Consider the following 12,201-nt stretch of genomic DNA (forward strand, 5'->3'; position numbering starts at 1 on the left):
GGGTGGCGGCTGCGCCTTACCCGGCCTACCTGTCCGGGTCTGACTGCCAGTAGGCCCGCGCAAGCGCAGCGCCGCCGGGCAAGGACAGCGGGCACGGAGCCGGTTTTGTGCCGGGTGGCGGCTGCGCCTTACCCGGCCTACCTGTCCGGGTCTGACTGCCAGTAGGCCCGCGCAAACTACGCTGAAGCCGCAGATAACATAAAGGACTTCCCGCGGCGAAACCGTTGCAAACCGCTTGCAGTCTCAATGGCTCAAGAAACGGCCAACAGAGCGCCAGCGGTCAATTTTCCGCCATTACGCCGGGAAATCCCCCTGCTGGCGCGCCACCAGGGTCAGAATGGAATACAGCGCCACCGCCTGCTGGTGCTGGTTGAAAATCTCCACCGCCCATTCCACCACGCCGGTAGCTTTCTCCTCGGCGCTACGCTGACGTTTAACGGTTTTCCGCTTACAGGTCAGACGCACCTGGATGGTGTCTCCCGGCTTGACCGGTTCAATAAAGCGCAGGTTTTCCATGCCGTAGTTGGCGATAACCGGCCCGACGCCGGCATCGACGAACAGACCGGCCGCCGCGGAGATCAGGAAATAACCGTGGACCACGCGCTCGCCGAAAATCGAGTCGGCGGCGGCGATTTTGTCCATGTGGGCGTAGAAATGGTCGCCGCTCAGACAGGCGAAGTTAACGATATCCGCTTCGGTCAGGGTCCGCCTCGGGGTCAGCAAACTGTCGCCGGGCTGGATCTCTTCGAAATATTTGCGGAACGGGTGAATGCGGTCTTCGCTCACCTGGGCGCCGCGCACCCACTGCTGGCCAATGGTCGCCAGCATCGTCGGGCTGCCCTGGACGGCGGTGCGCTGCATATAGTGTTTCACCGAACGCAGTCCGCCGAGCTCTTCGCCGCCGCCGGCGCGGCCGGGGCCGCCGTGCACCAGCTGCGGCAGCGGCGAACCGTGGCCGGTTGACTCGACCGAGGACGCCTCGTTCAGTATCTGAATACGGCCATGGGCGCGGGCGGCGCCGAGGATAAACTCGCGCGCCAGTTCGCCGCTGGCGGTGACCAGGGTGCCCGCCAGGCTGCCGCCGCCGGCACGAGCCAGCGCCAGGGCATGCTGGCGATCCTGGTAGGGCATCAGGGTCGCCACCGGACCAAAGGCTTCAATGGCGTGAACCGCCGGGGTTTCATCCGGCTGCGCGCAGTAGAGCAGCGTCGGCGGGAAAAAGGCCCCGGCCGCGCTGAGGTCCGCCTGTCCGCCAAGCAGCGCTTCGCAGCCGGCGGCAATCAGTTTATTGACGCTCTCCTGAACGTCCTGACGCTGCTCGTGATTAACCAGCGCCCCCATCTTAATCCCTTCCTGCGCCGGGTCGCCGACGGTCACTTTATGCAGGCGGGCGATCAGCGCATCGCTAACCGCATTGATCTGCGCCAGCGGGACGATGATGCGGCGGATAGCGGTACATTTTTGCCCGGCTTTTGCCGTCATCTCGCGGACCACTTCCCGGATAAACAGCGCGAACTCCGGCTGCTCCGGCGTGACGTCTTCGCCTAACACACAGCAGTTGAGCGAATCCGCTTCCATGGTAAAGGGAATCGATTTGGCCACCAGGTTGGGGTGCGACCGCAGCTGCTGGCCGGTGGCGGCTGAGCCGGTAAAGGTCACCACGTCCTGGCTGTCGAGATGGTCGAGAAGATCGCCCGCGCCGCCGCAAATCAGGCTGATGGCGCCTTCCGGCACCAGGCCGCTGTCGACAATCGCCTTCACCATGGCCTGGGTGAGCTGGGCGGTGGCGGTGGCCGGTTTAACGATCGCCGGCATGCCGGCCAGCCAGGTGGGGGCCAGTTTTTCCAGCATTCCCCAGCAGGGGAAGTTGAAGGCGTTGATATGCACAGCGACGCCTGATTTTGAGGTCAGCACGTGACGCGCGGCAAAACCGCCCTGTTTAGAGAGCGGGATCAGCTCGTCTTCCGGCCACAGGATATCGTCCGGCAGTTCGCGACTACCGAGCCCGGCATAGGTGAAAAGGGTGCCGATGCCGCCTTCGATATCCACCCAGCTGTCGGCGCGGGTGGCGCCGGTTTGCGCGGAAATCGCGTAGAACTGGTCTTTCTGCTCCAGCAGATGTTTCGCTACCGCTTTTAACATCGCGCTGCGTTCAATAAAGGTCATGGCTTGCAGAGCCTGACCGCCGCGCTCAATTGCGAAGCGGCGCGCCTGCGCCATATCCAGGCCTTCGCTGGTCACCTCCCACAGCGCCGCGCCGGTGATGGCGTGATGGATAGTACGGGCGCGGCCCCGGCCGGTCTGCCAGGCGCCGGATAAGTAGCTGGCTAACTGCTGCATCGCGAATCTCCAAATATGTTACGTGGAATGTCTATAAATAGTTCTTTTATGAATCATAAAATGCAAGCGCGTATTTAATAAATTATTAACATTGTGATCGCGATGACGTTATATTTTCGGCCTAATTAACTGTATTTATTGAGGTTTACAAAAGGTTTTGCGGAGGCTATCACAAAAAGAGCAAACAAAATTTGTGGTTTTCTTTAACCAAAATGTAACCTTCAATAAACAAAGTGATTCACATAAACGATTGTTGTGTGAATATCGGAATCATAAAGGTGATGACGTGACAGAAGAACAACGCTTTGACCAGCGCATCGCGCAGGAAACGGCCATCGAACCGCAGGACTGGATGCCGGATGCCTATCGTAAAACCCTGATCCGTCAGATTGGTCAGCATGCGCACTCGGAAATCGTCGGCATGCTGCCGGAAGGCAACTGGATCACCCGGGCGCCCACTCTGCGCCGCAAAGCGATCCTGCTGGCTAAAGTGCAGGATGAGGCCGGCCACGGGCTGTATCTCTATAGCGCCGCGGAAACCCTCGGCTGCGCGCGGGAAGATCTGTATCAGAAGATGCTCGACGGGCAGATGAAATACTCCTCCATTTTTAACTACCCGACGCTGAGCTGGGCCGATATCGGCGTGATCGGCTGGCTGGTCGATGGCGCGGCCATCGTCAACCAGGTGGCGCTGTGCCGGACGTCCTACGGCCCCTATGCCCGGGCGATGGTCAAAATCTGCAAAGAAGAGAGCTTTCACCAGCGCCAGGGATTTGAAGCCTGCATGGCGCTGGCGCAGGGTAATGACGCCCAGCGGCAGATGCTGCAGGACGCCATTAACCGCTTCTGGTGGCCGGCGCTGATGATGTTTGGCCCCAACGACGACAACTCGCCGAACAGCGCCCGCAGCATGGCGTGGAAAATCAAACTGCACTCCAACGACGAACTGCGTCAACGCTTCGTCGACAACACCGTGCCGCAGGTGGCGATCCTCGGCATGACCGTCCCGGACCCGGAGTTGCACTTTGATGAAGCCAGCGGCCACTACCGCTTCGGCGAGATCGACTGGCAGGAGTTTAACGAGGTGATTAGCGGCCGTGGCGTGTGCAACCACGAGCGGCTGGCCGCCAAGCGTAAGGCCTGGGAAGAGGGCGAGTGGGTACGCGAAGCCGCGCTGGCCCATGCGCAAAAACAGCAGGCCCGCAGCGCGGCATAAGGAGAGACAACATGAGCAAAGTTTACTGGCCGTTATATGAAGTGTTCGTTCGCAGCAAACAGGGGCTTTCCCATCGTCACGTCGGCAGCCTGCATGCCGCTGACGATCAAATGGCGCTGGAGAACGCCCGCGACGCCTACACCCGCCGCAGCGAAGGCTGCTCCATTTGGGTGGTGAAGGCCAGCGAAATCGTCGCCTCGCAGCCGGAAGCGCGCGGCGAATTCTTCGACCCGGCGGAAAGCAAAGTCTACCGTCATCCGACCTTCTATACCGTGCCGGACGGCATGGAACACATGTGAGGCGACGATGAATAACCCCAATCCTGTAGCCACCTACGCTCTGCGTCTTGGCGACAACGGCCTGGTGCTGGCCCAGCGCTTAGGCGCCTGGTGCGGCCATGCCCCGGAGCTGGAGATCGATCTCGCATTGGCCAATATCGGCCTCGATCTGCTTGGCCAGGCGCGCAACTTTTTGAGCTATGCCGCCGAGCTTAACGGCTGCGGCGATGAAGATACCCTGGCCTTTGGCCGCGATGAGCGCCAGTTCAGCAACCTGCTGCTGGTGGAGCAGCCGAACGGCAATTTTGCCGACACCATCGCCCGCCAGTTCTTTATCGACGTCTGGCACGTCGCCCTGTACAGCCGGCTGGTGAACAGCCGCGACGCGCAGCTGGCGGCCATTGCCGCCAAAGGGCTGAAAGAGGTGCGCTACCACCAGCGCTTCAGCCGCGGCTGGCTGGAGCGTCTTGGTCACGGCACCGAGGTTTCAAATCGCAAAATGCAGCAGGCGGTCGACAATCTGTGGCGCTTTACCGGCGAACTGTTCCTTGCCGATGACCTGGAGCTCAGCCTGGCCGGGCAGGGCATTGCGGTTGATCCGCGCGAGCTTCAGGCCGAATGGCAAAGCACCGTACATACCGCGCTGCTTGACTCAGGCTTATCGGTCCCGCAGGAAGCGGCCTTTCGCAGCGGCGGCAAACAGGGGCTGCACAGCGAACATCTCGGCCCGCTGCTGGCGGAGATGCAATATCTGCAGCGTTCCCATCCCGGCCTGCAGTGGTAAGGGAGGGGACGATGCAACGTTTAGATGACATCGCTCCCGCCGAGGTGCGCGCCATCTGGGGAGTGTTAAGCGCGATCCCGGATCCGGAAGTGCCGGTACTCACCATCACCGATCTCGGCATGGTGCGCAGCGTCGCGCGCCACGGCGACGGCTGGGTGATTGGCTTTACCCCGACTTATTCAGGGTGCCCGGCGACGGAGCATCTGCTGAGCGAGATCCGCGCGGTGATGAGCGAGCATGGTTATCTGCCGGTCCACATCGTCCTGCAGCTGGACCCGCCGTGGACCACCGACTGGATGAGCCAGGAGGCCCGCGAGCGCCTGCGCCAGTACGGCATCAGCCCGCCGCAGGGGCACGCCTGCCACGCGGAAATGCCCGCCGAGGTGAGCTGTCCGCGCTGCGGCAGCACCCGCACCTCGCTGATTAGCGAATTCGGTTCCACGGCCTGCAAAGCGCTCTATCGCTGCGACAGCTGCCGGGAACCCTTTGATTACTTTAAATGTATTTGAGGTTGCCATGACGACGTTCCATGCGCTTAAGGTCGCGAGAGTCGAGCCGGAAACCCGCGATGCGGTGACCATTACGTTTGCGATTCCGCAAGCCCTGCAGGCGGAGTACTGCTTTCGTCCGGGCCAGCATCTGACGCTGAAAGCCCGACTGGGCGGTGAAGAGCTGCGCCGCTGTTACTCCATCTGCCGCAGCCCTACGCCGGGAGAGATCAGCGTCGCGGTCAAAGCCATCGACGGCGGGCGCTTCTCGCGCTTCGCCCAGCACGCTATCCAGCAGGGGATGGAGCTGGAGGTAATGGTGCCGCAGGGGCATTTCGGCTATCAGCCGCAGGCTGAACGGCAGGGCGACTATCTGGCGATCGCCGCCGGCTCCGGGATCACGCCGATGATGGCGATCGTTAGCGCCACCCTGGCCACCGAGCCGCACAGCCGCTTCACGCTGATCTACGGCAACCGCAGCAGCCACAGCATGATGTTCCGCCAGGCGCTGGCCGATTTAAAAGACCGCTATCCGCAGCGCCTGCAGGTGGTGCATCTGTTCAGCCAGGAGTCGATGGACAGCGATCTGCTGCAGGGGCGCATCGATGGCGACAAACTGCGCCAGCTCGCGGACCATCTGCTGGATTTCAGCCGTTTCGACGAGGCCTTTATCTGCGGCCCGGCGACGATGATGGATGAGGCGGAAACGACCCTGCGCGAGCTCGGCGTGCCGGAGCACGCCATTCATCTCGAACGCTTCAATACGCCGGGCGGCAGCGTTAAGCGCGCCGCCGGGGTGCAGGCGGAAGGGCGCACGGTAACCATCCGCCAGGACGGGCGCGATCGGCTGATCGCCCTCAGCGCCGAAGACGACAGCATTCTGGATGCCGCATTGCGCCAGGGGGCAGACCTGCCGTTTGCCTGCAAGGGCGGGGTGTGCGCCACCTGTAAATGCAAAGTGCTGCGCGGCGAAGTGGCGATGGCCGCCAACTATAGCCTCGAAGCGGATGAGCTGGCGGCGGGTTACGTGCTGAGCTGCCAGGCGCTGCCCACCAGCGGCGACGTGGTGGTCGACTTTGACGCGCGGGGGATGGCATGAGCGAGCTGATGATCCACCGCCATGGCCGGGTGCTGCAGCTGACGCTCAACCGTCCGCAGGCCCGCAACGCGCTGAACAATGCCTTATTAACCCGGATTGCCGAGGCGCTGGAGGCCGCGGCCGCTGATGACAACGTCAGCGTCTGCGTCATCAGCGGCAATCCGCGCTTCTTTGCCGCCGGAGCCGACCTGAACGAGATGGCGGAGAAAGATCTCCCGGCGACCCTGGATGATATCCGCCCGCGGCTGTGGGCGCGTATCGATGCCTTCCCCAAACCGCTGATCGCCTCGGTCAACGGTTACGCCCTCGGCGCGGGCTGCGAGCTGGCCCTGCTGTGCGACCTGATTGTCGCCGGGGACAACGCCCGCTTTGGCCTGCCGGAAATTACCCTCGGCATCATGCCGGGCGCTGGCGGCACCCAGCGGCTGATCCGCAGCGTTGGCAAGTCGCTGGCCAGCCGGATGGTGCTGAGCGGCGAGAGTATTGACGCCCGTCAGGCGCAGCAGGCCGGGCTGGTGAGCGATATCCATCCGGCGGCGTTAACCGATGAATATGCCCTGCAACTGGCGACCACCATCGCCCGCCACGCGCCGCTGGCGCTCCGGGCGGCGAAACAGTCGCTGCGCCTGTCGCAGGAGGTGAGCCTGCAGGCCGGTCTCCAGCAGGAGCGCCAGCTGTTCACCCTGCTGAGCGCCACCGAAGACCGCCGCGAAGGCATCGACGCCTTCTTACAAAAACGTACCCCGGACTTTAAAGGACGCTAATCGTGGAAGCTTTCATTCTCAGCGCAGTGGAACAGGGCGTCATGACCATTACCCTCAATCGCCCGGACCGCCTCAACAGTTTTAACGACCTGATGCATCAACAGCTGGTGGAATGCCTGAAGCAGGCCGAGCGCGACGACGGCGTGCGTTGCCTGCTGATCACCGGCGCCGGCCGCGGCTTTTGCGCCGGCCAGGATTTGAACGACCGCAACGTCGACCCCAGCGGCCCGCCGCCGGATCTCGGCCTGTCGGTGGAACGCTTTTACAACCCGTTAGTGCGTCGTCTGGCGGCGCTGCCGAAACCGGTGATTTGCGCGGTCAACGGCGTAGCCGCTGGCGCAGGGGCCACCCTGGCGCTGGGCTGCGATATCGTGCTGGCCGCGCGTTCGGCCAAGTTTGTGATGGCCTTCAGCAAGCTCGGGCTGGTGCCGGACTGCGGCGGCAGCTGGTTCCTGCCGCGGGTGGCCGGCCGCGCGCGCGCCATGGGGCTGGCGCTGCTGGGCGATAGCCTCAGCGCGGAACAGGCCGCGCAGTGGGGGATGATCTGGCAGCTGGTGGATGATGCCGAACTGGCGGACACCAGTCTGCAGCTGGCACGCCATCTGGCGGCTCAGCCGACGTTGGGTCTTGGGTTGATTAAAAAGGCGCTGCTGGCGGCGGAAACCAACGGTCTCGACGCGCAGCTGGACCTGGAGCGCGATTATCAACGCCTCGCCGGGCGCAGCGATGATTACCGCGAAGGGGTCAGCGCATTTCTGGCCAAACGGCCACCACAGTTCAGCGGGAAATAGATGATGACGACATCCATAGCCAGCGTGGCGGTGATCGGCAGCGGCACCATGGGGGCCGGCATCGCCGAAGTGGCGGCTGCCGCCGGGCATCCGGTGCTGATTTACGACATCGATCATCAGGCCATCGCCCGGGCGATAGAGGGTATTGCCAGGCGGCTCGCCTCACGGGTCGAGCGCGGCAAACTGGCGTCAGAGCAGGCCGACGCGCTGCTGGCACGCCTGCATCCGGCCCACGATTTAGCCGCGCTGGCCGACGCAGATTTAGTGATCGAAGCGGCCTCTGAACACCTGGAGGTAAAAACGGCGCTGTTCGCGCAGCTGGCGACGATCTGCGCGCCGTCAACGTTGCTCACCAGCAACACCTCGTCGATTTCGATTACCGCCATCGCCGCCGGGGTAAAGCATCCCGAACGCGTCGCCGGGCTGCACTTCTTTAATCCGGCGCCGGTCATGAAGCTGGTGGAGGTCGTCAGCGGCCTGGCGACGTCTGCGGAAGTGGTGGAGCAGCTGTGCCAGTGCGTGAGCGGCTGGGGGAAACGGCCGGTGCGCTGCCGCTCGACGCCCGGCTTTATCGTTAACCGCGTGGCGCGTCCCTTCTACGCCGAAGCCTGGCGGGCGCTGGAGGAGCAGGTGGCCGCCCCGGAGGTTATCGATGCCGCTTTGCGTGACGGCGGCGGTTTCCCGATGGGGCCCCTGGCGCTGACGGACCTGATTGGCCAGGACGTCAACTTCGCCGTGACCTGCTCGGTATTTAACGCTTTCTGGCAGGACCGCCGTTACCTGCCATCGCTACTCCAGCAAGAGCTGGCGCTGGCCGGGCGGCTGGGCAAAAAGAACGGCCATGGCGTCTATCGCTGGCCTGCGGAAGTCAGGACGGCGGTGACGCTGCCGCCGGTTGCCCATGGCGCCCAATCCGTCATCACTATAAGTGACAGTGTCACCGAGCTGGACGAGCTGCTGTTGCTGGAGACCGAAGGCGAGACTGCCCTGGCGCTGAGCGTTAAGCATCGCCGTCCGGTGGTGGTGTATGACCTGTGCGCCAGCGATACGGTGGTGCTGGCCGCAGCGGCGACCAACGCGCCGGCGGCGACGGACAAAGCGGTGCACTACTTCCAGCAGCAGGGCAAGAACGTGCTGCGTATCGCCGATTATCCCGGCCTGCTGGTGTGGCGCACGGTGGCGATGCTGATTAACGAAGCGCTGGATGCACTACAGAAAGGAGTGGCCAGCGCACAGGATATCGATACCGCCATGCGTCTGGGCGTCAATTACCCGCAGGGCCCGCTGGCGTGGGGGGACAGCCTCGGCTGGCGCCGCGTGCTGCGTCTGCTGGAGAACCTGCACCACCATTATGGCGAGGAGCGCTATCGCCCCGGCTCCCTGTTGCGCCAGAAGGCGCTGATGGAGAAGCACCATGAGCAATGACGCCTGGCGCAACGCGCGCGCGATGTACGAAAAAGATACCTGCGCCAGAACGATGGGGATCGAACTCATCGAAATGGACGACGGTTTTGCGCAGATGACCATGACCGTCTCGCCGGACATGCTTAACGGCCATCAAACCTGCCACGGCGGTCAGCTATTTACCCTTGCCGATACCGCTTTCGCCTACGCCTGTAACAGCCAGGGGCTGGCGGCGGTGGCTTCGGCGGCCAGCATTGATTTTCTCCGCCCGGCGTTTGCCGGCGACCGGCTGGTCGCCACCGCCAGAGTCAAACAGCAGGGCAAGCTGACCGGGGTCTACGACATTGAAATTGTTAATCAACAGCAAAAAATTGTGGCCCTCTTTCGCGGCAAATCGCACCGCATCGGCGGCACAATCACAGGAGAAGTGTAATGCGCGAGGCCTTTATTTGTGACGGGATCCGCACGCCGATTGGCCGCTACGGCGGCGCGCTGGCCAGCGTGCGTGCCGACGACCTGGCGGCGATCCCGCTGCGTGCGCTGCTGAGCCGCAACCCCCGGCTTGACCCGACCGCGATCGATGATGTGATTTACGGCTGCGCGAATCAGGCGGGCGAAGATAACCGTAATGTGGCGCATATGGCGACGCTGCTGGCCGGCTACCCGCACACCGTGCCGGGTACCACCCTCAACCGCCTGTGCGGCTCCGGGCTGGACGCCGTCGGTTTTGCCGCCCGGGCGATCAAAGCCGGCGATGCCGATCTGCTGATCGCCGGCGGCGTGGAGTCGATGTCGCGCGCGCCGTTTGTGATGGGGAAGGCCAGCGCGCCGTATCAGCGTCAGGCGGAGCTGTTCGACACCACCATTGGCTGGCGTTTTGTGAACCCGCTCATGGCGCAACACTTCGGAACTGACAGCATGCCGGAAACCGCCGAGAATGTAGCCGAATTGTTAAATATCAGCCGCGCCGATCAGGATGCTTTCGCCTGGCGCAGCCAGCAGCGCACGGCGCAGGCCCAGCGCGACGGCATTCTGGCGCAGGAGATCGTGCCGGTGCAGGTTGTCGGCCGGAAAGGGGCGCTTAGCGACGTGCGCGAGGACGAGCATCCGCGACCGGAAACCACGCTTGAGCAGCTGGCGCAACTGAAAGCGCCGTTCCGTCAAGGCGGCGTCATTACCGCGGGCAATGCTTCCGGCGTCAACGACGGCGCCGCGGCGCTGATCATCGCCAGCGAACAGCAGGCCGCTAGCCAGGGGCTCACGCCGCGGGCGCGGATCGTGGCGATGGCGACGGCGGGCGTCGAGCCGCGCCTGATGGGGCTGGGGCCGGTACCGGCGGTGCGTAAAGTGCTGGAGCGGGCGGGGCTCAATATTAACGATATGGATCTGATTGAGCTGAATGAGGCCTTCGCCGCCCAGGCGCTGGGGGTGCTCAGACAGCTCGGCGTGCCGGACGATGCGGCGCATGTGAATCCCAACGGCGGCGCCATCGCTTTAGGCCATCCGCTGGGCATGAGCGGCGCGCGTCTGGCGCTGAGCGCCAGCCTTGAGCTGCAGCGCCGCGGCGGGCGCTATGCGTTGTGTACGATGTGTATTGGCGTGGGTCAGGACATCGCCATGATCCTCGAGCGAGTGTGAGCTAATTTACCTGCGAGTACCCTACAATGATAACTACTACAAAATTAGACCCGATTGAAACCGCCTCGCGTGATGAGCTGCAGGCCCTGCAAACCCAGCGTCTGAAGTGGACGCTGAATCATGCGTATAACAATGTGCCAATGTATCGTCGTAAATTCGACGCCGCAGGCGTGCACCCTGACGACTTCCGCGAACTGAGCGACCTGACCAAATTCCCGTGCACCACCAAACAGGATCTGCGCGACAACTATCCCTTCGATACCTTCGCGGTGCCGATGGAGCAGGTGGTGCGTATTCATGCCTCATCCGGCACCACCGGCAAACCGACGGTGGTGGGTTATACGCAAAACGATATTGATCACTGGGCCAATATCGTCGCCCGTTCGCTGCGCGCCGCCGGCGGCACGGCGAAAGATAAAATTCACGTCGCCTACGGCTACGGCCTGTTTACCGGCGGCCTTGGCGCGCACTACGGCGCGGAACGCTTAGGCGCGACGGTGATCCCGATGTCCGGCGGACAGACCGAAAAACAGGCGCAGCTGATCCGCGATTTCCAGCCGGATATGATCATGGTGACGCCCTCATACTGTCTGAATCTGATTGAAGAGCTGGAGCGCCAGATGGCCGGCGATGCCCGCGGCTGTTCATTACGCGTCGGCGTCTTTGGCGCCGAGCCGTGGACCCTGGCGATGCGCGCGGAGATCGAGCGCCGGCTGGGGATCACCGCCCTGGATATTTACGGTCTGTCAGAGGTGATGGGCCCGGGGGTGGCGATGGAGTGTCTGGAAACCGTTGACGGCCCGACCATCTGGGAAGACCACTTCTTCCCGGAAATCGTTAACCCGGACGACGGCACGCCGCTGGCCGATGGCGAACACGGCGAACTGCTGTTCACCACGCTGACCAAAGAGGCGCTGCCGGTGATCCGCTACCGTACCCGCGATCTGACGCGCCTGCTGCCGGGCACTGCGCGCACCATGCGCCGTATGGACCGCATCAGCGGACGCAGCGACGATATGCTGATCATCCGCGGGGTTAACGTCTTCCCGTCGCAGCTGGAAGAAGAGATCCTTAAGTTTGAACACCTGGCGCCTCACTACCAGCTGGAGGTGAATCGCCGTGGCCATCTCGATTCGCTGGCGGTGCGCGTGGAGCTGAAAGAGAGCGGGCTGGCGCTGAGTCACGAGCAGCGCTGCCAGATTTGTCACCAGCTGCGCCACCGCATTAAGTCGATGGTCGGGATCTCCACCGATATCACCATCGTCAACTGCGGCAGCATTCCGCGCTCTGAAGGCAAAGCCTGTCGCGTATTCGACCTGCGTAAAGCGGTGGTCAGCGGTTAATTCTCTCCCAGATAACCCGGCTGAGGCCTTTACGCCGTAGGCCGGGAATTTCCTGT

Annotated in this window: 12 protein-coding genes; 11 read left to right on the forward strand and 1 reads right to left on the reverse strand. The window is 63.0% G+C overall.

Translation table 11 applies throughout. The features are described from left to right. Positions 1 to 294: 294 nt before the first annotated feature. The gene (paaZ, locus tag ABLV54_RS00035) at positions 295 to 2,340 is read right to left on the reverse strand and encodes a phenylacetic acid degradation bifunctional protein PaaZ (protein WP_050534148.1); all 2,046 of its coding nucleotides are present in this window, start codon (positions 2,338 to 2,340) and stop codon (positions 295 to 297) included. Positions 2,341 to 2,626: 286 nt separating this feature from the next. Between paaZ and paaA the strand changes: the two genes are divergently transcribed. The 11 genes from paaA to paaK are packed head-to-tail and all read left to right on the forward strand — an operon-like array spanning position 2,627 to position 12,145. Further along, a complete protein-coding gene (gene paaA, locus ABLV54_RS00040; RefSeq protein ID WP_050534149.1) occupies positions 2,627 to 3,556 on the forward strand; it encodes a 1,2-phenylacetyl-CoA epoxidase subunit PaaA in 930 nt (309 codons plus the stop codon). Positions 3,557 to 3,567: 11 nt separating this feature from the next. Further along, on the forward strand, positions 3,568 to 3,855 hold the full coding sequence (gene paaB, locus ABLV54_RS00045; protein ID WP_023289451.1) for a 1,2-phenylacetyl-CoA epoxidase subunit PaaB: 288 nt from the start codon (positions 3,568 to 3,570) through the stop codon (positions 3,853 to 3,855). 7 nt (positions 3,856 to 3,862) lie between these two features. Beyond that, positions 3,863 to 4,618, forward strand: a complete 756-nt coding sequence (paaC, locus tag ABLV54_RS00050) for a 1,2-phenylacetyl-CoA epoxidase subunit PaaC (RefSeq protein WP_050534150.1) — start codon at positions 3,863 to 3,865, stop codon at positions 4,616 to 4,618. A gap of 11 nt (positions 4,619 to 4,629) precedes the next feature. Further along, positions 4,630 to 5,127, forward strand: a complete 498-nt coding sequence (gene paaD, locus ABLV54_RS00055) for a 1,2-phenylacetyl-CoA epoxidase subunit PaaD (RefSeq protein WP_023289453.1) — start codon at positions 4,630 to 4,632, stop codon at positions 5,125 to 5,127. Between the two features lie 7 nt (positions 5,128 to 5,134). Beyond that, on the forward strand, positions 5,135 to 6,205 hold the full coding sequence (paaE, locus tag ABLV54_RS00060; protein ID WP_023289454.1) for a 1,2-phenylacetyl-CoA epoxidase subunit PaaE: 1,071 nt from the start codon (positions 5,135 to 5,137) through the stop codon (positions 6,203 to 6,205). Beyond that, on the forward strand, positions 6,202 to 6,969 hold the full coding sequence (gene paaF, locus ABLV54_RS00065; protein ID WP_050534151.1) for a 2,3-dehydroadipyl-CoA hydratase PaaF: 768 nt from the start codon (positions 6,202 to 6,204) through the stop codon (positions 6,967 to 6,969). The genes paaE and paaF overlap by 4 nt, the downstream gene beginning before the upstream one ends. Positions 6,970 to 6,971: 2 nt before the next feature. Beyond that, positions 6,972 to 7,760, forward strand: coding sequence for a 2-(1,2-epoxy-1,2-dihydrophenyl)acetyl-CoA isomerase PaaG (gene paaG / locus ABLV54_RS00070; RefSeq protein WP_348813466.1), 789 nt, complete (start codon positions 6,972 to 6,974; stop codon positions 7,758 to 7,760). Then, the gene (locus ABLV54_RS00075; RefSeq protein WP_072096691.1) at positions 7,761 to 9,185 is read left to right on the forward strand and encodes a 3-hydroxyacyl-CoA dehydrogenase; all 1,425 of its coding nucleotides are present in this window, start codon (positions 7,761 to 7,763) and stop codon (positions 9,183 to 9,185) included. It begins immediately after the preceding gene. Next, positions 9,175 to 9,597 carry a hydroxyphenylacetyl-CoA thioesterase PaaI gene (paaI, locus tag ABLV54_RS00080; protein WP_023289458.1) on the forward strand — a complete coding sequence of 141 codons (423 nt, stop codon included), beginning with the start codon at positions 9,175 to 9,177 and terminating at the stop codon, positions 9,595 to 9,597. Before ABLV54_RS00075 ends, paaI begins: the two co-directional genes overlap by 11 nt. Further along, entirely contained in the window at positions 9,597 to 10,802 is a 1,206-nt protein-coding gene (gene pcaF, locus ABLV54_RS00085) for a 3-oxoadipyl-CoA thiolase (RefSeq protein WP_050534153.1), read from the forward strand. The genes paaI and pcaF overlap by 1 nt, the downstream gene beginning before the upstream one ends. 26 nt (positions 10,803 to 10,828) lie before the next feature. After that, positions 10,829 to 12,145, forward strand: a complete 1,317-nt coding sequence (gene paaK, locus ABLV54_RS00090) for a phenylacetate--CoA ligase PaaK (RefSeq protein ID WP_048297408.1) — start codon at positions 10,829 to 10,831, stop codon at positions 12,143 to 12,145. Positions 12,146 to 12,201: the final 56 nt, after the last annotated feature.

This window comes from Klebsiella sp. JB_Kp042, from assembly GCF_040065275.1.
Classification (GTDB): Bacteria; Pseudomonadota; Gammaproteobacteria; order Enterobacterales; family Enterobacteriaceae; genus Klebsiella; species Klebsiella quasipneumoniae.

What these genes read in the sequence shown, in the direction of transcription:
- paaD (WP_023289453.1), top strand. Translation starts at nt 4,630, where the DNA reads ATGCAACGTTTAGATGACATCGCTCCCGCCGAGGTGCGCGCCATCTGG.
- paaK (WP_048297408.1), top strand. Translation starts at nt 10,829, where the DNA reads ATGATAACTACTACAAAATTAGACCCGATTGAAACCGCCTCGCGTGAT.
- paaB (WP_023289451.1), top strand. Translation starts at nt 3,568, where the DNA reads ATGAGCAAAGTTTACTGGCCGTTATATGAAGTGTTCGTTCGCAGCAAA.
- paaI (WP_023289458.1), top strand. Translation starts at nt 9,175, where the DNA reads ATGAGCAATGACGCCTGGCGCAACGCGCGCGCGATGTACGAAAAAGAT.
- pcaF (WP_050534153.1), top strand. Translation starts at nt 9,597, where the DNA reads ATGCGCGAGGCCTTTATTTGTGACGGGATCCGCACGCCGATTGGCCGC.
- paaF (WP_050534151.1), top strand. Translation starts at nt 6,202, where the DNA reads ATGAGCGAGCTGATGATCCACCGCCATGGCCGGGTGCTGCAGCTGACG.
- ABLV54_RS00075 (WP_072096691.1), top strand. Translation starts at nt 7,761, where the DNA reads ATGATGACGACATCCATAGCCAGCGTGGCGGTGATCGGCAGCGGCACC.
- paaZ (WP_050534148.1), bottom strand. Translation starts at nt 2,340, where the DNA reads ATGCAGCAGTTAGCCAGCTACTTATCCGGCGCCTGGCAGACCGGCCGG.
- paaE (WP_023289454.1), top strand. Translation starts at nt 5,135, where the DNA reads ATGACGACGTTCCATGCGCTTAAGGTCGCGAGAGTCGAGCCGGAAACC.
- paaC (WP_050534150.1), top strand. Translation starts at nt 3,863, where the DNA reads ATGAATAACCCCAATCCTGTAGCCACCTACGCTCTGCGTCTTGGCGAC.